We start from the raw sequence: 20,711 nt of genomic DNA, 5'->3' as shown, positions 1-20,711 counted from the left end.
GCTATTAGGATTAAAGGGTTACTTTATAGACGCTGATACAACCGTCGGGACAAACCACGCCACAGTTTGCGCAGCCAATGCACGTTTCGGGGCTACTCATGTAGCAGTAGTGATACCCCTTATCGTTCACCTCATCAGGGTGAAGCGAGATACTCGTAGTAGGGCATGCTACAACGCAGAGGTTGCACCCCTTGCAGCGCTGCTCGTTGACTACGATTGCTCCTCTAAATTTTGCCATGTGTAGTACTTTATAGATTGTTGTACCCCCTCTCATCTCAACGGATAAAAGTCGAGTACCGTGATACAATTAGTTCTTCGCCCTCAAAGTTACGAATAATATTTTGAATACCTACCATTAGGTAGCGAAAAAGATTGCTTTCTAGATATATTATCCGTAGAGAGTCCTGAAAGTGGCATTGTAATCCTCCCCTCTAGGAGCTACATACAGTGACAAACCTGGAAAATATGGCTAGATCCTCGCTATATAGCGCTCTAACCTCACTCCACAGTGACTCCTACATCTCCGCTGATTCCAAATTCTACCGAGGAAATCGTGGATTTCCAAGGAGCAAATGAAAATTCCCCACGGAACCGGGAAATAAAAGTTCGGAAGAATGAAATGAAACTTCGGAAGAAAGATTTCGAAGTTCCGAAGAATTTTTCGTTTCCTCGCAGGATAATCAACAATCTCCACCGAGGAATTGTCCGATTTCCTTGATAGTGCCATCGATGAAGTCATCTTGTATCAGGTGTCAGGCTTGACTATATTTTGCCCTCAAGAGTTATTTCAGTAGATTTGCGTTAGAATCGATTGGGCGTATCCAGAGGACTTCGCCCCCCATCAGATAAGACTACTACCGATGAACTACAAAGGATACCTATATACGCTACTGCTCTGTGGTAGCTTGCCACTAGCCTATCCACTACAGGCGCAAGAGACCTTTAGCAGACCCACCGAGCAGCATGCCATCGAGGTGACTCTCGCAGCTGGCTCGCCCCTACGCACCATGACGCTCCTCTCTTCTACACGACGTCTGAGCGAGGCGGATGGGTGGTTTGCCACTTATGGGGCGCATCTGCTGGGTCGTCCGAGTGCTGCAGCCGAGCTGGAGGAGTATATCACCAGAGAGCCCGTCTCCCGTCAGGCGCAGATAGCGCGCATAGCTCGTGCCACACACTACCTATATAATAAGGAGTACAATCGTGCTCGCCATACGCTAGAGCAGGTGCGTGAGCGCACCTTGACACGTGAGGCGCGGAGCGAGTGGCAGGTCAAGATGGCCTATGCGCTCCTACTGTCTGGTCGCTCTGTAGATCAGGTCGAGCGACTCTTTGAGTTGACTGCTGACAATGGAGGTTACTGGGGCGATGTGGCTAGGCTCTATCTAGCGCAACTATACATAGCGCAAAACAATCTAGACAAGGCTGAGCGCACGCTCCTCCCGATACAGGATCAGGGCGACCTGCAGTATGACGCTCGTCTAGGACTGGCGCGGATAGCCCTCTATCGGCAAAACTATCAGTCGGTGCTCACGCACACCGAGGCACTTGCTACGGCACGCCTCTCGGAGGAGCAGCGCACGGAGAGTCAGATCCTAGAGGCAAACGCGTGGTATCGTCTGGAGGAGCCGAGCAAAGCTATCGAGCGTCTCGCTCCACTAGCAGAGCAAAAGGCTAATGCCCTAACACCCGAAGACCAACTTATCCTCGCAGCGGCTTACATGGAGACGGAGCGCACGGAGCAAGCGATCCCGCATCTACTCCTAGCGACCCGTGGCGATGCGGAGACGAGCGGGGTGGCCAACCTTTACCTAGCCCGTGCTCGTAGAGATATGGGGCTTTACTCCGAAGCTTTGGCCTCCTATCAGGTGGCAGCAGATAGAGCTGTAGCTCCTACGATCCGTGAAGCTGCCATCTATGAGCAGGTATTGCTGATGCGCAGTAAGGCGGGCGGGTCGTTTGGTCAGGAGGTGAGGCTCTGCGAGGAGTTTCTCAATACATTCGCCCAGTCGGCACACCGTGAGGCGATGGAGCACTTCCTCATTGAGAGCTACTACCGCAGCCCCGATTACCTGACTAGTCTAGCCTCGATAGGACGTATCAAGAATCCTTCGCCCGTTATTGTAGAGGCGCAGTGCTATCTGCTGAATCAGCTCACACAGCAGGCGCAACAGGCGGGCGACCTAGCCCTAGCACAGCACTACAACCAGCAAGCGCAAGGGCTCGGCACGCGCTCCACACACCACACTGAAGCGGAGCTACTAGGGGCGCAACTCCTCTCTCAGCAGGGAGCCTACAAGCGTGCTTCACAAGCCCTCACTGCTATCCTCAATAAGCGCACAGCTACTAGCGCACAGCTACAGATAGCTCGCTACCTACTGGGCTACAGTCAGATCAAGCAGAAGCAGTACAGTGCTGCCACGCAGACGCTCTCTATCTTACTCCAAGAGGGCACGCTCGATAATACGCTGCAGGCGGATGTCCACGCTCGCCTAGGCGATGCGCACTATATGCAGGGACACTACACACCTGCCGTACGCTACTACGAGGAGGCTTACAGGATCGCTCCTGACAATCAGGTCTATGCGCTCTATATGCTGTCCGACATTGAGGGTCTCAAGAAGGACTACAAGGCGCAGATAGCTGCACTTGATAAATTGATCGCTCGCCATCCGAACAGCCTTTACAAGCCTCGCGCTATGTATGATCAGGGACGAGCTATGGAACTGTACGGACAGCATGCGGAGGCTATCGGAACTTTCACACGCCTGACGCAGGAGTACCCGCAGAGCGAGTATGGGCGCAAGGCTGCCTTGCAGTTGGCACTACTATATTATAATAGGAACGAAACGAACCGAGCCATCGAGACTTACAAGGCGCTCCTCGCAGAGGCGCCACAGAGTGGCGAGGCGAAGCAAGCTTACGAAGCGCTGAAGAGTATCTACATCGAGGAGGGACGCTCCACTGAGTTTGTCCAGTACGCCAATAGCATCGGCGGCAGCTATGCCATCAACGAGAGCGAGGCGATGAGCATCTCCTTCGAGACGGCCGAGCGTGCTTACCAGTCCAGACAGCCACAGGCAGAGCGCTTGCTCAAGGAGTACCTAGCCCTGAAGCCACAAGGTGCTTCTTCGCTCTTAGCGCACTACTACTTGGGCGATCTCTACGAACGTGCTGGTAAGGAGGCAGACGCTCTGACACTCTATGAGCGCATCTACCCCAGTCGCAAGCAACTGTCGCAGGAGCTACACATTGGTTTGCTCCAAAGGATGTCTACGATCCGCCTTCATCAGCGAGCCTTTGCGCAGGCATTGCCTTTGCAGCAAGAGCTACTCACACTACCGCTAGCCCCTGCGAGCTATCAGACGACACTGCTCTCAGCTACTGAGAGCGCACTCCACGCAGGACAGTATGCGTGGGTCATCAAGGTCGTAACCCCTCAGCTAGACAAAGCTAAGGGATGGAGCCAAGAGCAACTAGACCTCTTGACTTGTCGCCTAGCTACCAGCTACTTGAAGACAGGTCGTGGCAACCAGATCGAATCTTTGCTAAAGCCTCTTGTCGCTCGCATAGGGACTTACGCTGGCAGTCAGGGGACGCTCCTATTAGCTCAGTACTACGTCTCCAACAAGGTGCAGCAAAGCTACTCGAAGCAGCTACTGGACAAGCTGGTCAACGAAGCCTACCCAGACCCCGATCTATCTGCTGAGACGATCATAACGCTCTCCGACTGGTACCTCGCCAAGGGGGATCCCGACACGGCAAGACTATACCTAGAGAGCTTGCTCAAGAACTACACCGACGAGACTTCGCCGATACGTCAGCGCGCCACAGAGAAGCTCGCACAGCTTCGCCAAAGTACGGCTCGCTAATGCGCCTCTCGCCTTCCATTTCTCACGATTAAGCCTATCATCGATGAAACGACTATACATACTTCTCCCAGTACTGCTCAGCAGTCTGCTCCCAGCTTTAGCTCAAAAGCCCACCCCTCCCGCCAAGCGTGACACGATCAGCCGTGAGGTCACCGTGGTGAGCGAAAAGGTGAGACAGATAGATGACACCAATCCTATCTTTACGCTGATACCTCTGACGAAGCCTCAGATAGAGCGCTACAACCCAGCCACACCTCGCTCCACGAGAGACTTCACACCTACCCTCTCGCCAGCGCCGACGCCTCAGCTGTCTAGCTTTGCCCGTGAGGTGCCTCAGCCTTACAATGGGATCATGGCTCGGCTCTTCGGAGGCTTTGCACCGGCTTTCGGTGGGGATCTGGCGGGGCAGTGGCACTTTGGGAGCAAGCACAATGTCCTTTCTCTCGATCTGACGCATCGCTCGGAGCTTTTCACGCTCAGCAAGAACGGGCCTAACCGCTCCGTGCATGGACCTATGGACCAGTCCGATCCAGACTATCACTACCTTGAGGAAGTTCCCCGACAGACGGAGATGTACCGCCACGCTACCGAGGGAGTCCTAGGCTACAGCTATCACTGGAAGGAGAGCACCGTCAAGCTGCAGGGAGGCATCCGTAGTCACATCTTTGCGCACACCCCTACGCAGCATAGAATGCAGATGGGTACGCTCCCCCTACTGGACCGCACCCGTTGGCAAGACAAGCTACGCGAGTATAGCCTAACGGGTCGCATAGAGAACCTCCAGGCGCATAACTGGACCTTTGACCTTGGTGCACGCTACGCCTTCCTATACCATTCACTACCTAGCCCAGCCCCAGGCGACCTCCTGGCTAGCGAATATCTACATACGATTGACGCTGATGGAGCTACCGCTGTGCAGCTCTCTGAAGACTGGTCTCTCGGACTGAGCGCCGATATGCGCATCCGCACGAGTCAGCCCTCACAGCTCTTTCTCCTAAGGGCACACCCGCAGTTCCGCTATCGTGGGTTCGTTAACTTTGCCGACCTAGACTTCTCAGGCGGTGTCGGCGTGGACTTTGCCAACCAAGAGGTGCTGGTCTACCCAGAGGTTCGTCTGTCGCTCTCTGATCAGAGGCGCTGGGAGTGGTACCTGCGGGCTTCAGGTGGAATACAAGATGTCCTCCCCTTTGACTACCTAGCTCGCATACCAGGTGTCATGCTCAACGCATTGCCTAGACCTGAGCGTCAGCAGCTCGGCTCCCGCACAGGCGTCAAGCTCCAGCTCGGCTCTGGCACCTACGAGCTGTACGGCGGGTACGATCACTATGGCCGCACTTACGGCTTCAACCTCCTACCCTACTACACTGGCGAAGAGCTTTACTGCTCATGGCTACAGTCGCAGCGCAATGATTACACGAAGCTAGACATCTTCTACGCAGGTCTAGACCTCTCTACGGTCATCGCAAAGGTGTGTGAGCTGAGCCTCGGAGCGCAGTTCAACCGTCAGGCGAACTTCTCCGTCCGCGTCCCCAAGCCTTACTTCCAGAGCTATGCGAAGTTGGCCGTCCGTCCTATGCGTCGCCTAGACCTTCGTGGGGTGGTTTACTACGACACCTGCCTCTCACCAAAGATCCTTCACCCCGCTCAGGCTCCCAAGACTGGGCTTCGTGAGGGCGCAGCGTGGGCTTCGCTCACAAGGTTTACCGCTGAGGTGACAGCGCAGTATCGCTTGACGGATATGTGGACGCTCTTTGCCACTTTCGACAGTCAGTACTATGGACTAGGTACTTACAATATGAAGCAGCCCTACAGCGGGCGCATCGGGGTACAGTTTAACTGGTCCGCATTATAATAAGGAGTCCTATGACAGATCAAGCAAAGAGTGGTGGCTATAAGTTCCTCGCCATCAAAGACCGTGACTGTCTGCTCGGGAGCAATGGGCAGATAGCGCTAGAGGACCGCGAAGCTCTCCTAGAGGTGCAGGAGGAGTACGCTCTACGTGTGGCGATCGCCAGCGAAGCGCCTATGACTAGTCTCCTGAAGCTCTCCGAGCAGCTGCAACTACCACGCAATAGTGGCTACATCATCTCCCATCTAGGCGCACGCGTTCACAACTGTCGCACGGGTCGTGAGCTGGCCTCTCGCCCACTCCGCCCCGCCGAGCTCACTCGTCTCTACGAGCTGGTGAATAGCGACTACACGCTCGCACTCATTGGCGAGAAAGCGCTCTACGCGACCAAGACCCATCAGCCTCGTGTCCTACAGCTCGCCAAGCTCTGGGGTATGCCGATCTTGGAATTGGCCGAAGCGGACGAATCCTTCCAAGCGCCCTCCGAACCAATCTTTAGAGCGCTCATCTTAGCCAGACAGGATCGACTGGAGAAGCTGAGCGAACGGCTCAAAGCCGAGCAAACCTTGACCGCCACCCTCTACGATGAGCCGATGAATGAGCTCTCGATCGTGGCTTCTGGCGTCAGCCTGCGGGGTGCGCTGGACTTTATCCTAGACCGACTAGACCTTAACCAGCAAAACATCATCGCCGTCGGCACCACCCTAGAGGATGTCGCCATGGTACAGCGCGCTGGACTAGGCGTAGCTATGGCAAACGCTCCCGAGCCACTCAAGAGTTGCGCCGACTATATCACCACCTCTTGCGATGCTGCGGGCTTAGCCCACATGATCACCAAGCAGATCAAGCTGCGCTACGATGGGGTTCCCTTTGACCCAGAAGATGCCAACGCTATCATGCCCAACACACTCATGGGAGCGCTCGGCATGCGCTGCACAGAGATAGCGCAGGGCTATGTCACTGGCACGATGCCCGTGGACAGTCGCACGAGACAGCCAATGGGCATCCTGCACGGAGGCGCCTCGCTAGCCTTTGCCGAGACCCTCGCGGGGCTAGGTTCAGTGGCTATAGCCAACGAAGGCGAGATACAAGTCGGCATGCAGGTGAGTGGCTACCACGTCTCCTCGACAGTCGTCGGAGACACCGTGCGCGGCGTCGCCACGATACTTCACAAGGGGCGCAGCACCCACGTCTGGAACGTGGATATCTACTCCACCCAGAGCGGTAAGCTCATCTCCACCTGCCGCGTCATCAATAGTATCCTCAAGCAGCGCTAAGCCTCTGCACACACTATGAGCCAACTCCTAGAGCGATTCCTCCGCTACGCAAAGGTGCACACCACCTCCGATCCAAATAGTCCGACGAAGCCCTCGACCTCCTGTCAGTGGGACTTGCTCCGTCTGCTTCACTCGGAGCTAGAGGCGCTACAGATACCTGCCACTTGCTATGATGCGGGCTATGTGATAGCGCAAATCCCCGCCACGGCCGGTTACGAAAAGGTTCCCCGCATCGCGCTCCTCGCTCATGTAGACACCTCTCCCGAAGCTCCTGGCGAAAAGGTCTCTCCCTGTCTCCACCCCAACTACGACGGCAAGCCAATTCAGCTAAAGGGGAGCATACTCAGTCCCAGCGACTACCCCGACCTGCTACGCTATGTGGGGCATACGCTCATCACGAGCGATGGTACGACACTCCTCGGAGCTGACGACAAGGCGGGCGTCGCCATCTTGATGACCCTCGCTGCGGAGCTACAGAGCAAGCCCGAGTTAGCGCACGGACCTATCGCACTAGCCTTCACGACAGACGAAGAAGTGGGACGAGGGCTAGAGTCCTTTGACGAGAGCCAGCTTCAGGCGACCTACGCTTACACCATCGACGGAGGACTTGAGGGCGAGTTTGAGTACGAATGCTTTCACGCAGCCTCCGTACGCATCACCGCCACAGGACACAACGTCCACCCAGGCAGTGCCTACCACACGATGCGCCACGCACTCCAGTCGCTCATCAAGCTCGACTACAGACTAGGTTACACGCACGAGCGACCCGAGGTAACCCAGGGACGAGAGGGCTTCCTGCACCTATGCCACATGGCGGGAGATGTCTCGTCCGCAACCGCTGAGTACATCATCCGCGACCACGACCGCCAGCTCCTAGAGGAGCGCATAGCATGCATCCGAGAGGTGGCTCAGCAGATCAACGAAGAGCCACACGCCGCACAGCTAGCGGTCGAAGTCTCCTACCAGTACCGCAACATGTACGACTACATCGCTCCGCACCCAGAGGTCATCGAGCATGCGGTGGCAGCCTATGAGGCGGTCGGTGTCAAGCCTATCATCCAGCCGATACGTGGCGGCACCGATGGGGCGGTCCTCTCGGAGCGAGGCATCCCCTGCCCCAACATCTTCACCAGCGGGGGCAACTTCCACTCCATCCACGAGTACTGCTCGCTCGATGCTATGGAGCGCTGCCTAGCCATCGTGACGCAGCTAGTCCGTCGCTATGCCACATCGGGAGCTTTAGAGTAAAAGCCAACCCCAACACATTAAACGTGTAGCCCGCTAATAGGAAATCTCTCCTACCAGCGGGCTACATCTCTTTTCATCGTCCCCTTACTGCCAAAGGGCGCTGTCAAAGCTTCTTCGTATCGCACTATCCTCTTGACACTTACAAGTTCCAAAAGTAGTTCCCCTCTTGGAACTTTTTAGTTCCAACGGAGGAACTCTTCGGTTCCAGCGGTGGAACCTTTTAGCAGACGAGCGTAGTTCTCTTTCTTTTTGTATCTTTGTTCGCAAGGGAGGTCTATTTCTTCAGAAGATTGACGACAGTCATCTGCTATGGGTACCTTCCTTCGCTATTTGGTCTCTATGCCAGCGCTGATATATAAACTAACAAGGTTAGAACTATGAATAAACAAATCTCTCTGATCCTCGCATTGATCATGTCAACTTGCTTTGGGCTGGTCGGTTGTTACCAAGACTGTCCCGATGATGGAGGCGATCCCAATAAGAAAGACCCCAACAAGGAGGATCCCATCCAGCAGGGCGAGTACACGCCTATCTATGAGCTAGATGCTGATGGCAATCTAAAGCATCTGCCAATACCCTTCGTAGACTTTACGGCAGGAGAGCATCCTCTCAAAAGTGGGAGGCAGCTCATGGCTCCGTGCTACAAACGGAGAAAGTAATCACCGATGCAAAGGGTAATAACCTCAAGAACTACGTCTTTAACACTCAAGACAAGAGTAGCAAGCAGCCTCTACGCATCTACCTCATCGGCAATTCTGGCGAGGGTAAGCTACAGATCTCAACCGTGCTCATTGATGAGCAACTCGTCTACGACCAGAAGGGCGATGTCAGACGGGATTTTGACATAATGACCATCAATGACGGCTTTGAAGCTATGGACGAAAGCTCCAGCAAGTCTCCGATGTATCGCAAGGGCAACCTCATCGTAGGCGTATCAAGAGGTGCAGTAGCTGGCTATGCGCAGCTTTCCTTCCTTCCGATGCCAGGGTCGGTCGCCGAGGTAGACCTAGACAAGACACTCCAGGACTTCCCCTTGCCAGCAAGCTAGCTGAGGAGACCTCTCTAGATGAGATCCGTCAGTATGAAGCTACTCTAGGGCTCAGACAGGAGAAGTCGCTCAATGATCCTAAGCGTGCGACTTTCGTAGCTAAGGACAAGAAGAAGGGTAACTTCAGCATAGTCAGTTATTACCCACAGGGCTACACAAGCAATGGTACTACCTACGAGCCTGGCATCCTAGCGCTCAGCCATGCACTCACCATTGATATGGTCGAGAGCAACCCCGATGTAGGCCTGTGGTTTGTACGCAATGGCTTTAGCAAGCCTGCTAAGACGATCGTCGGTGGAAACACCTTCAGTAGCGAAAATAACTACTACACAGTCCTCATTACAGAGACACAGGGGGGTATCGTCTTTAGCTTCAGTGCCAAGAAGAAGCCGTCCGCACCTAACGTTGCAGAGGACACCAGCATCTTCCCCTCCTACAACTTTGGCGAGAAGTTCAACCCTGCTGATGTGCCCACCCCAGGGACACCCGCAGGCTCTATCTACACCAGTGAGATGGCTAAGGGGGAGGATGTCACCTACAGAGCTCCTATGAAAGGCGATGATGGCAAAATTGACTATGCCTCTACTCGCCTAGAGGTCTCTATTAAGGGCCTCTCTAAGCTTAAAGCAGCTGCCATCAGTGGCTATCACTACTGCGCCGCAAGTAATGCTACCAAGGACAATATGAATGTCTATAATAAGGGTGCTCTAACGATCAACCCTACCAAGCAATTCAAGACGGGTATTGACAAGGAGCTCAGGGCAGTCCTCGAGAAGGCAGGCTACCAGTACACTGGTCTAGGCAAGGATCAGTTCGGCAACGAGTATTGGTACTACTACAATGCAGAGCACACCATCTCTCTGCATGTAGTAAAGCTGACGGGACTGGGCTCCACACTGCTTGGCTCAGACTTCTGGCCTGGCGATGACTACAAGCCCGAACCAGGCAAACAAATACGCCTAAATACTCGCTACATACACCACTAAGCAAGGAGTCTGTCGCCAGTCTGCGACAGTTCCAGTGCACTAAGCAGAGCAAGAGCCTACTCGCTAACCAGCGGGCAGGCTCTTGTTTTATAGATCAATGCTTGGGCTAGAGCTCCATTTGGGAGAGTTAGCTTTTAAGCAGCGGGACCAGGATGGGGAGCTGTTGCTTCTGGATGGTGATCTCGATGCGACGACCTAGCTCAAGGAGCTCGCCGTCCACCTGCGCATAGTCCGCCTCCTCACGCTCTATGATTAGATGGTCGGTGCGGTAGATATCGATGGAGGCGCTCTCGTTGATGTTCTTGGTAAAGAGGTTGATCGCCACCTGCGGAGCCTTCAGTAAGGACATGTTGCGGATGACCACCACATCAAAGAGCCCGTCATCCAGCTCCGCCTCGGGAGCTATGATAGCGTTGTTGCCATACTGATCCGCATTAGCGCAGGTCACGAGAAAGGCTTTCTGCTCGATCACCTCGCCATTGAGATGGAGGCGATAGAGCGAGGACTTGTGCTTGATAAACTGATCGACCGTCGAGATGATATACGAGAGCGGGCCACGAAAGCTCTTCTGATCGTAGCTAGCCGTCACCTGCGCATCAAAGCCTACGCCAAAGGTAACGAAGAATGGGACCCCGTTTGCCTCACAGCAGTCGATCCGCTTGACATACCCCTTGCGAATGACCTCCAGCGCACCCTCAGGATCCATCGGTATGTCTAGAGAGCGCGCCAATCCATTGCCCGAGCCCATCGGGATGATGCCCATCGCCATATCCGTAGGGCGTACCGCATCGGCTACCTCATTGATCGTGCCATCACCACCGACACCGATCACCACATCAAAGCCCTGGGTCGCCACATCGTCTATGATCTGCGCCACGTGTCCCTGCTCGTTGGTGTAGACGAAGTATAGCTCGCTACCATTCTCAGAGAGGATGTTGTAAGCTAGCTCTGGGATACTCGTCTTACGGCTTGTACCAGAGTGCGGGTTGATGATGGTCAGGTACTTTCGTTTAGCCCCTTTCATACCGCAGTCGATCTAGTGGTGGAAGGCGAGCATACGTTCACGCGCATACGCCTCGTATGGAGTGCCAGGGCGACCGTAATTGCAAAAGGGCACAATGCTAATGCCTCCGCGAGGAGAGAAGTCGCCCGTCACCTCGATATACTTCGGGTCCATCAGACGGATCAAGTCGTCCATGATGATGTTGACACAATCCTCATGGAAGGCGCCATGCGAGCGGAAGCTAAAGAGATAGAGCTTGAGGCTCTTGCTCTCGACCATACGCACGTCTGGGACATACTCTATATATATAGTAGCGAAGTCAGGCTGCCCCGTGATCGGGCAGAGCGCAGTAAACTCAGGGCACTCGAAGCGTACGTGATAGTCTCGGTCTTGATGCCTATTCTCAAAAGCCTCCAGCACACTCGGATCATAGTCCTGTGCGTAGACTGTGCGCTTATTGCCTAGTAGGGAGAGCCCCTCGACGGCTCCATCACGAGCCGTGGAGGGAGATGTAGTTTCTTTCATATTAGAGGTTTTGGGGGTATCTACAATATTAGAATTAGAGCAGATGCGAAGCCAGCTCACTCAGCTCGCTACGCTCGCCCTTGATTAGGTTAACATGAGCGAAGAGCGTCTCGCCACGCATCCTATCGATCATGTAAGCGAGACCATTGCTCTGGCTGTCTAGATAAGGCGAGTCGATCTGATCCACGTCACCGCAGAAGATCATCTTCGTCCCCTCACCAGCACGTGTAATGATTGTCTTGACCTCGTGCGGGGTTAGGTTTTGCGCCTCATCAACGATTACGATAGCATCCGCCAAGCTACGACCACGTAGATAGGCGAGCGCCTCGATGATCAGTTTGTTGTCCTGCTGTAGCTTCTCCAGCTCAGCCTGTTGCTTGCCACCTTTCATCTGAGACTTGATCACATTCAGATTGTCAAAGAGTGGCTGCATATAGGGTCTCACCTTCTCCTGCTCCGTACCAGGCAGAGCGCCTAGGTCCTTATTGGCGAGCGCCACGATAGGCCGCGCCAGCATAATCTGCCCGTAGTGGTCGGCTTGGTCGAGAGCTGCAGCTAGAGCTAGGAGCGTCTTGCCCGTACCAGCCTTGCCCGAGAGCGCCACGAGGAGCACGTTGGGATCCATCAGTACGTCAAAGGCGAAGGCCTGCTCCGCATTCCTCGGCGTGATGCCCATGTGGGTATACTTATCGACTCGTCGCACCATCGCCTCAAAGGGGTTGTAGCGCACCAGCACACTGCTCTGATCACTCTTGAGGACGAAGCACTCATTGGGCTGTATCTTACTGCCGAAGTCCAGCTCGTCGAGTGAGATGCCCTGCTCATTGTCGTAGAGACGGTTGATAAGCTCTGCATCAATCCCCTCGAAGGTCGGCTGAGCCTGGTCAAAGAGATCAAAAGTCGGCACCTTATCGTTGAAATAGTCCTCCACAGGTATGCCGAGCGACTTAGCCTTCATGCGTAGGTTGATGTCCTTGCTCACGAGTATGGTGCGCTCGGAGGGGTTTGCCTCAGCGATGTGTAGTGTAGCGCTCAGGATCTTATGATCAGGGATGTTTTCGCCAAAGGCATGCGCCACACGCTCGTGGGGTTTATTGCCTAGATAGACGTAGAGGCGCCCTCTCCCCTCTCCTAGGTCAGCGCCATGCTCGAAGAAGTCAGCGCCAGCCAGCTCATCAAGCTTGCGAACGAAAGCACGTGCGTTGAAGTTGATCTGATCGGAGCCTTTCTTAAACTTGTCTAGCTCCTCTAGGACGACGATGGGGAGATAGATGTCGTTGTCCTCAAACTTATCCAGGCACTCGTAGTCGTGCAGGATAACGTTGGTGTCTAGGACGAAGTTCTTACTATGCGACAGGACGGTAGCTGGGCTCGTGGCCTTGGCTCGTGGCTTCATCTTAAAGGGTCTCTTACTAATAGTCTCCTTACGCTCTGTCGTGGCAGAGGTGGTCTTCTTTTTGGCGGTTGGCATATTGGTCTGTTCTTCTAGTTCGTATTTGCGAGCTTGTCTCTTGCTCGTCCCAAAGTTAGTTATTTTATGACAAATGACCAGCACTTACAGTGAGGACGCATTCTACTCCTTTCCTCTAGAAATTACATGGAATGACCGCTTTCTACCGAGGAAATTGGGAATCTCCACGGAGCAAACGAAAATTCTCCACGGAGCCGGGAAATAAAAGTTCGGAAGAATGAAATGAAACTTCGGAAGAAAGATTTCGAAGTTCCGAAGAATTTTTCGTTTGCTCCGTGGAGATTCCCAATTTCCTCCTGAGAAAGTCAGCAAATTCAAGAGATTACAAAAAAACAGAGGCAAGTTGACTCCACCCACCTCTGTAAAATAGTGTTTAATTACAATCCTTGCGGACATATTTCGGTCCGAGTGTATGTTAGGTTGTCCGATTTTTACTACCTTAGCGACTGAATACCATTTCAGAGTAGTATCTAGTACATGATTTCGACCCAATACAATGCGATGATCACTGCCGTAGGAGCTTACCTACCAGAGGATCGACTGACTAATGCCGACCTAGAGCAGATGGTCGACACCACCGACGAGTGGATTATGACACGTGTAGGCATCAAGGAGCGCCGTATACTCAAGGACAAGAGTCTCGGTGCCTCCTACCTTGCTATCCAAGCCGTTCGCCAGATGTTGGAGCGATGGGATATAGACCCGCTCTCCGTGGAGGGGATCATACTAGCGACGAATACGGCCGACTACCACTTCCCCTCGACCGCTTCGATAGTAGCCTTTGAGACTGGGTGCCGACATGCCTTCACCTTTGACATCAACTCGGCCTGTCCTAGCTGGCTCTACGCTCTAGAGACGGGTGCGAACTTCATCCGCTCTGGGCAGTACAAGCGACTGATCGTAGTGGCTACGGAGAAGATGTCCGCAGCAATCGACTACACCGATCGCCAGACGAGTCCGCTCTTTGGCGATGGCTCGGGATGCGTCTTGCTAGAGCGTACGGAAGACACTTCGCTAGGCGTGCAGGATGCCCTCTTCAAGACGGACGGCAATGGACGCTCGCACCTGATCATGAAGTCGGGCGGCTCGGCTAGCCCTGCCACGGCTGAGACGGTCGCTCGACGTGAGCACTTTGTCTATCAGGAGGGGCAGCATGTCTTCAAAAACGCTGTCCTCGACATGGCTCGTGTGAGCCGTGAGGTGATGAAGCGCAATCATCTGACCAACGATGATGTCGCTTGGGTAGTACCTCACCAAGCTAATATGCGTATCATCCAGGCAGTCTCGGAGTATACCGAAGTGCCGATGGACAAGGTGATGGTGACCATCGAGAAGTATGGCAACATATCCTCCGCCACGATACCTATCTGTCTCTGGGAGTATGAGCCTAAGCTCAAGAAGGGCGACAAGCTCATCCTAAGCTCCTTCGGTGCAGGGTACACGTGGGGAGCTGTCTATCTAGTCTGGGGCTATGACGGAGCTACGGCACCTCGCAAGTAACCCCTTGCCAGAGGGCTACAAGAGTGGCTTCGTAAGTATCGTCGGCAACCCAAACGTGGGTAAGTCGACGCTGATGAACTACCTAGTCGGGGAGCGCATCTCGATCATCACGAGCAAGGCGCAGACGACGCGGCACCGTATCCTAGGTATCGTCAATAGCGATCGCATGCAGGTTGTCTACAGCGATACGCCTGGTGTGCTACAGCCTAGCTACAAGCTGCAGGAGCGTATGCGTGCTTACTCGGAGCAGGCGCTAGAAGATGCCGACCTGCTACTCTACGTCACCGACACGATGGAGGAGCGGGACAAGCATCACGACTTTGTGGAGCGTGTACAGCGACTCTCCTGTCCGATCATCATTGTCATCAACAAGGTAGACCTGACGGAACAGAAGCATCTAGAGGAACTGGTGGACTACTGGCACAGTGTCATCCCACAGGCGGAGATTATCCCCGTGTCGGCACTGAGGCAGTTTAACCTAGCACCGCTCAAGAAGCGCATCGAGGAGCTACTTCCCGTATCGCCACCTTACTTCGAGCAGGACGCTCTGACCGATCGGCCAGCACGTTTTTTCGTCTCGGAGATCATTCGTGAGAAGGCACTTCAGTACTATCACCAGGAGGTGCCGTACGCTGTGGAAGTCGTCGTGGAGGAGTTTGTCGAGAGTCCCGATAGGATTGACATGCGCTGCGTAATCCTCGTGGAGCGTGAGTCTCAGAAGGGGATCATCATCGGTCACAAAGGCTCCGCCATCAAGCGTCTAGGCATTTCGGCACGAAAGGATCTGGAGCGATTCTTTGACAAGCATATTCACCTGACACTATTAGTTCGTGTGGATAAGGATTGGCGTCAGAGCGATCAAGCATTGACACAGTTTGGCTATGACATCTAGACGATGGGTAGCTTTTGACACACCTATATATTAAGTAAGCAGACTAAGAGAAGAAGTCTATAAGAGACATCAAGCTATGAGTAATCTAGTAGCCATCGTAGGGCGCCCCAACGTGGGCAAGAGTACCCTCTTCAACCGTCTGACCCGCTCTCGCCAAGCGATCGTCACAGACGAGGCGGGTACGACTCGTGACCGACAGTACGGCCACGTCACTTGGTGCGAGCGTACCTTTTCGATTGTAGACACGGGCGGATGGGTTTTGCGCAGTGATGATGTCTTTGAGGAGGAGATCAATAAGCAGGTCCGCATAGCGGTCGAAGAGGCCGACTTGATACTCTTTGTCGTGGACATTCTCAACGGGGTGACGGACCTAGACGACGAGATAGCTCTCATGCTCCGACAGACTAGCAAGCCTGTCATCTTGGTGGCGAACAAGGCGGACAACTTTACCCAGCACAACGACGCTGCCGAGTTCTACTCCCTAGGTCTAGGCGACCCGCACCCTATCTCTGCGATTAACGGTTCCTCGACAGGTGACCTCCTCGATCACATCTTAGGACTACTCCCCAAGGAGGGCAATCATGAGCCTCTCCTTGAGCTTCCTCGCTTTGCCATCGTGGGCAGACCGAATGCGGGTAAGTCTTCGCTCCTCAATGCCCTCATCGGAGAGGAGCGCAACATAGTCACCGACCGCTCAGGCACCACGCGAGACAGTATCTTTGCTGAGTATGACAAGTACAATCAGCACTTCTACCTAGTTGATACGGCAGGTATCCGCAAGAAAGGCAAGGTCAACGAAGACCTTGAGTACTACTCGGTGATTCGTGCCATCCGTGCCATCGAAAATGCCGATGTCTGCATCATGCTCATTGACGCTACGAGAGGAATAGAGGCTCAAGACGCCAACATCTTTCGGGTGATCCAGCGCAATAGCAAGGGGCTGGTCGTCTGCGTCAATAAGTGGGACCTCGTCGAGGACAAGAGCCTGCCCGTGCAGCGCACCATGGAGGAAGCAATCCGTGCTAGGTTCGCCCCCTTTACTGACTTCCCTATCATCTTCATCTCAGCACTCAACAAGCAGCGCATCCTGAAGGTGATCGAGATGGCGCAGCATGTCTACGATATGCGCTCTACGCGCATACCAACCCACGAGCTTAACCAAGTCTTGCTACCTCTCATCGAGAAGACTCCCCCACCCTCTATCAAGGGTAAGTACATAAAGATCAAGTTTGTCCAGCAGCTCCCCACAGCGGTGCCGACATTTGCCTTTTATGCCAACCTACCTCAGTGGGTGCGTGAGCCGTACAAGCGTTTCCTCGAAAATCAAATCCGCAAGAACTGGGACTTTTGCGGTACTCCCATCAATGTCTTCCTCAGAGAGAAGTAACCTTCCTCTTCACAGCCTGTTATAAATATGGAGCAAGTAATAAAGGAGTCAGATCACACGAAGAGATATCTCATCATCCCCTCTGGAGGATCGGGCGTTCGTATGGGTGCTGAGCTACCCAAGCAGTACATCAAGCTGGGTGGCAAAACAATTCTTCAGCACACAGTCGAGGCGATGCTACCCCATACTGACTTCATCATCCTAGGAGTCTCCTACGACTACTGGGTCGTCATCGAAGATGCGATACAACGGATGCGCTTGGCAGACCGCATCCAGCTATCCGTAGCTGGCAAGACACGCTTTGATACCGTGCGAAAGGCTCTACGGACCGTACCCGACGGCACACTCGTCGGCATCCACGATGCGGTGCGCCCTTTTGCCTCTAAGGCTGTAGTGGACAAATGCTACGAAGAGGCTCAGCGTGTAGGTGCTGCTGTGCCTGTCCTACAGCTCTCGGAGAGCTTACGCTACCACCCCGACGAAGGGGCTGGAGCACAACCTTCGCAAGCTGTAGATCGTAGTCGCTACCGTTTGGTACGCACGCCACAAGTCTTCTGGTCGGAGCGCATCAAGGAGGCTTATCAGCAACCCTATCAGGAGAGTTTCACCGACGACTGCTCTGTCTATGACCAGCTCTACAGCGACCTAGCTTTAGTGCCTGACACCACAGAGAATATCAAGATCACTACTCCTGACCAACTCTACTGGGCCGAGCATCTCCTGACCACATCCCGTCAGGAGCGTCTGCGACTTACACAGCGACTACTCTCGAGTCGGTAAGCCCTTCCCCTCTCTCTGCCCATACTGCTATGAGCTTCTTGACCACACCCCTAGCAGATCTGCCTGGACTGGGCACCAAGCGGGCGCAACTAATAGCCGAAGAGCTAGACCTACACACCTATCGGGACCTGCTCTACCACATCCCCTACCGCTACGCCGACCGTCGGGTCATCTACCCCATAGGTTCGCTCATGCCCTCCATGTCGGAGGTGCAGGTCGAGGGGATTTTACAACCCTTTAGCGCCCCCTCTTTGGGACGCAAGAGCAATCTCTCAGCACGACTTATGGACGACACGGGAGAGTTGCTATTGGTTTGGTTCAAAGGGCAAGACTACATACAGCGCTCACTCACCCCTGGGTGCAAATATATCGTCTACGGCAAGCTACAGCTCTTCAATAACCAGCTGCAGATCACACACCCTGAAATCAAGCTCGCAGACAAGCCCAACCCATCCGTCGGAGGGTACCAACCAATCTACCGAATCACCGAGCGACTCAAGCGCTCCCGCATCGACTCCGCATTCTTAGGGCGCTACATCGACCAGCTTCTCCAGAGCCCCTACTTCTCTATCCCCGAGACGCTCTCCGAGCCACTCATAGCGCACCGCCATCTGGTGCCACTCCAGACTGCTATCAGATGGATTCATCACCCACAGAGTGTTGAGCAGGCGCAGGTGGCTAAGTTCAGACTCAAATACGACGAACTCTTTTACCTCAATCTCTACCTACGTCGCCTAGCCGTCATGCAGCGCATGCGCTACGAGGGCTACCGACTAGATCAGGTGGGCCCGCTCTTCAACAGTCTATACCACGCACTCCCCTACGACCTCACGGGAGCGCAAAAGCGGGTCCTCCGTGAGATCCGTCGGGACACCAACTCAGGAGCACAGATGAACCGACTCCTGCAGGGTGACGTGGGCAGTGGTAAAACTCTCGTCGCACTCTTTGCCATGCTCCTAGCCGTAGACAACGGTTACCAAGCCTGCATGCTCGCCCCGACGGAGATCCTAGCGCAGCAACACTACGAAACCATCTCCGAGTTCGTCGAGGGACTCGATGTATCCATCGCACTCCTCACGGGGAGCAGCAAGACGAGAGAGCGACGTGAGACCTTGTCGGCACTAGCCGATGGTAGCCTCTCCATCTTGATCGGCACACACGCTATATTAGAGGAGCGAGTTGCCTTTCGCAAGCTCGGCATGGCCGTCATCGACGAGCAGCACCGCTTTGGCGTAGCCCAGCGATCCAAGCTCTGGGGCAAGAACGTGCTGACCCTTCCCCACATCCTCGTCATGAGCGCCACCCCGATACCCCGCACCCTAGCCATGACCATGTATGGCGACCTAGAGGTATCGGTCATAGACGAGATGCCCCCTGGGCGCAAACCGATCACAACCGTCCAGATAGCAGAAAAGAAGAAGGAAACACTCTACAGTCTCATCAACGAAACGATCAATCGTGGACAACAGATCTACGTTGTCTTCCCTATGATTGAGGGAACCGAAGAGTCTGACTTTGCCAATCTTGAGGTAGGCTACAAGGAGTATGTGGAGCGCTTTGGCGAAGAGCGAGTCGTCTACGTTCACGGACGACTCAGTGCCGAGGACAAGGCGGAGCAGATGGAGCGCTTTGCCTCGGGAGAGGTGCCGATACTCCTTGCCACTACAGTCATCGAGGTGGGCGTCAACGTGCCAAACGCTACGGTCATGGTAATCAACGATGCACAGCGCTTCGGACTAGCACAGCTACATCAGCTGCGAGGACGGGTGGGACGTGGTGGCGACAAAAGCTACTGCCTCCTGGTCACGCCCGACGACTTGCAAGGCGACGCCAAGCAACGCATTGATACAATGGTTGCCACGCAAGATGGATTCAAGATAGCGGAAGAGGATATGCGTCTACGAGGCTTCGGACAGATGGAAGGTACACGACAGAGCGGTACCCTAGCGGGCATCAGCATAGCCGACCCCGTGGCAGACTACAACCTCCTCGCCCTCACACGACTAGATGTCAACTACCTCCTCGACTATAGCCCTCTCCTCGACAAACCCGACACAGAGCTCTACCGCATCAACCTCGAGCGCATCCACCCCAACGCCCACCACTGGGGACAAATCAGCTAATCCCCAGCACCTATTAATTAAAGGAGACTGTTGCAAAAGTCAACAGTCTCCCAATCTTGCAGGCAAGATTGTCCTGACTTTGCAGAAAGGATGAAGCGCAAGGCGCTGAGGGTGAGGTCTGAAGGGAGCATACCTCCGTATGTGACCGAAGCCGAATCCCGAAAGCAACACAGCGATTCGCCTTTATGCAACAGTCTCTAAAGGTGCTTGGGATGCCAATCGTAAAGCAACGCCTAGTTAGTCAGCCTCCACAAAAGCAACACAGCAGACCACAAAGCGTGAGCTCTGATGCACAGAGCACCTTGTAGTCTCCATTCATCTCAACAGACCATAAGGGAGCGGATTACTCTTCTTTTATTGCTGTCCGATAAAATTTTTTCAGCTGAAGAAGAGTCGTTTACTTCATCGGACAGCCGAGTTTACAGCTTGTCAGATTTCTGATTATAGCAGAGAGTCCATCAAATGTTTGTTATAAGGGATTTCCTTCTACTGTAGAGCTAATCAGACAGTAAAAAGACTACGTATCTTTATCGAACAGCCAATTTACTCATTGAAGGACACTTGTTTGAAAAACGGCACTCTTGAAAAACCAGGAATATTTGGAGTTCAAGAAGGCGTTTTGCTCAAAAGGGGGGCTTGGAAATCAAAACTAGAAAGTCCAACCGCTTCAATTCAGCGGTTGAGCCCCCTCGGTATGCCCTTTTTGACTTTTATCAGACAGCAATAACTTCTAACCTCTCCCCCCCTCTT

15 protein-coding genes and 1 pseudogene are annotated in these 20,711 nt (G+C 54.0%); 12 read left to right on the top strand and 4 right to left on the bottom strand.

Going from position 1 to position 20,711, the window contains the following annotated elements:
- Positions 1-10: 10 nt before the first annotated feature.
- The gene (locus PORUE0001_RS10085) at positions 11-238 is read right to left on the bottom strand and encodes a 4Fe-4S binding protein (protein WP_004331567.1); all 228 of its coding nucleotides are present in this window, start codon (positions 236-238) and stop codon (positions 11-13) included.
- 622 nt (positions 239-860) lie between these two features.
- Between PORUE0001_RS10085 and PORUE0001_RS05475 the strand changes: the two genes are divergently transcribed.
- The 7 genes from PORUE0001_RS05475 (at position 861) to PORUE0001_RS10890 (ending at position 10,280) form a co-directional block, all read left to right on the top strand.
- Complete coding sequence (locus PORUE0001_RS05475) at positions 861-3,872, top strand: tetratricopeptide repeat protein (protein WP_007365510.1); 3,012 nt, start codon at positions 861-863, stop codon at positions 3,870-3,872.
- Positions 3,873-3,915: 43 nt separating this feature from the next.
- Positions 3,916-5,724, top strand: a complete 1,809-nt coding sequence (locus tag PORUE0001_RS05470) for a hypothetical protein (protein WP_007365476.1) — start codon at positions 3,916-3,918, stop codon at positions 5,722-5,724.
- Between the two features lie 11 nt (positions 5,725-5,735).
- Complete coding sequence (locus tag PORUE0001_RS05465; RefSeq protein WP_007365519.1) at positions 5,736-6,998, top strand: HAD hydrolase family protein; 1,263 nt, start codon at positions 5,736-5,738, stop codon at positions 6,996-6,998.
- Between the two features lie 15 nt (positions 6,999-7,013).
- Positions 7,014-8,246 carry a peptidase T gene (gene pepT / locus PORUE0001_RS05460; RefSeq protein ID WP_007365477.1) on the top strand — a complete coding sequence of 411 codons (1,233 nt, stop codon included), beginning with the start codon at positions 7,014-7,016 and terminating at the stop codon, positions 8,244-8,246.
- A 377-nt stretch (positions 8,247-8,623) separates the two neighbouring features.
- Positions 8,624-8,905 carry a hypothetical protein gene (locus PORUE0001_RS10900; RefSeq protein WP_007365466.1) on the top strand — a complete coding sequence of 94 codons (282 nt, stop codon included), beginning with the start codon at positions 8,624-8,626 and terminating at the stop codon, positions 8,903-8,905.
- On the top strand, positions 8,884-9,294 hold the full coding sequence (locus PORUE0001_RS10895; protein ID WP_007365496.1) for a hypothetical protein: 411 nt from the start codon (positions 8,884-8,886) through the stop codon (positions 9,292-9,294). Before PORUE0001_RS10900 ends, PORUE0001_RS10895 begins: the two co-directional genes overlap by 22 nt.
- 218 nt (positions 9,295-9,512) lie before the next feature.
- Entirely contained in the window at positions 9,513-10,280 is a 768-nt protein-coding gene (locus tag PORUE0001_RS10890) for a hypothetical protein (RefSeq protein WP_007365485.1), read from the top strand.
- 127 nt (positions 10,281-10,407) lie between these two features.
- On the opposite strand, the gene PORUE0001_RS05450 is transcribed toward PORUE0001_RS10890, so the two are convergent.
- The 3 genes from PORUE0001_RS05450 to PORUE0001_RS05440 are packed head-to-tail and all read right to left on the bottom strand — an operon-like array spanning position 10,408 to position 13,165.
- Positions 10,408-11,304, bottom strand: a complete 897-nt coding sequence (locus PORUE0001_RS05450; RefSeq protein ID WP_007365495.1) for a diacylglycerol/lipid kinase family protein — start codon at positions 11,302-11,304, stop codon at positions 10,408-10,410.
- Positions 11,305-11,316: 12 nt separating this feature from the next.
- A complete protein-coding gene (gene queF / locus PORUE0001_RS05445; RefSeq protein WP_007365465.1) occupies positions 11,317-11,808 on the bottom strand; it encodes a preQ(1) synthase in 492 nt (163 codons plus the stop codon).
- A 34-nt stretch (positions 11,809-11,842) separates the two neighbouring features.
- Positions 11,843-13,165, bottom strand: a complete 1,323-nt coding sequence (locus PORUE0001_RS05440) for a PhoH family protein (protein WP_039865695.1) — start codon at positions 13,163-13,165, stop codon at positions 11,843-11,845.
- Between the two features lie 591 nt (positions 13,166-13,756).
- Between PORUE0001_RS05440 and PORUE0001_RS05435 the strand changes: the two genes are divergently transcribed.
- The 5 genes and pseudogenes from PORUE0001_RS05435 to recG all read left to right on the top strand — a co-directional run.
- A complete protein-coding gene (locus PORUE0001_RS05435) occupies positions 13,757-14,779 on the top strand; it encodes a beta-ketoacyl-ACP synthase III (RefSeq protein ID WP_007365458.1) in 1,023 nt (340 codons plus the stop codon).
- Positions 14,751-15,671 carry a GTPase Era gene (gene era / locus PORUE0001_RS05430; protein ID WP_039865682.1) on the top strand — a complete coding sequence of 307 codons (921 nt, stop codon included), beginning with the start codon at positions 14,751-14,753 and terminating at the stop codon, positions 15,669-15,671. Before PORUE0001_RS05435 ends, era begins: the two co-directional genes overlap by 29 nt.
- 76 nt (positions 15,672-15,747) lie before the next feature.
- Positions 15,748-17,058 (top strand): ribosome biogenesis GTPase Der, encoded by a 1,311-nt coding sequence (der, locus tag PORUE0001_RS05425; RefSeq protein WP_007365517.1) that lies wholly within the window; start codon positions 15,748-15,750, stop codon positions 17,056-17,058.
- A gap of 27 nt (positions 17,059-17,085) precedes the next feature.
- Entirely contained in the window at positions 17,086-17,838 is a 753-nt protein-coding gene (locus PORUE0001_RS05420) for a 2-C-methyl-D-erythritol 4-phosphate cytidylyltransferase (RefSeq protein WP_007365461.1), read from the top strand.
- A gap of 23 nt (positions 17,839-17,861) precedes the next feature.
- Positions 17,862-19,961: pseudogene (gene recG / locus PORUE0001_RS05415) on the top strand (ATP-dependent DNA helicase RecG); the annotation flags it as partial.
- Positions 19,962-20,711 lie beyond the last annotated feature (750 nt).

The organism is Porphyromonas uenonis 60-3, assembly GCF_000174775.1.
In the GTDB taxonomy this organism is placed as follows: Bacteria; Bacteroidota; Bacteroidia; order Bacteroidales; family Porphyromonadaceae; genus Porphyromonas; species Porphyromonas uenonis_A.
This window is presented reverse-complemented; position numbering and strand designations above follow the sequence as displayed.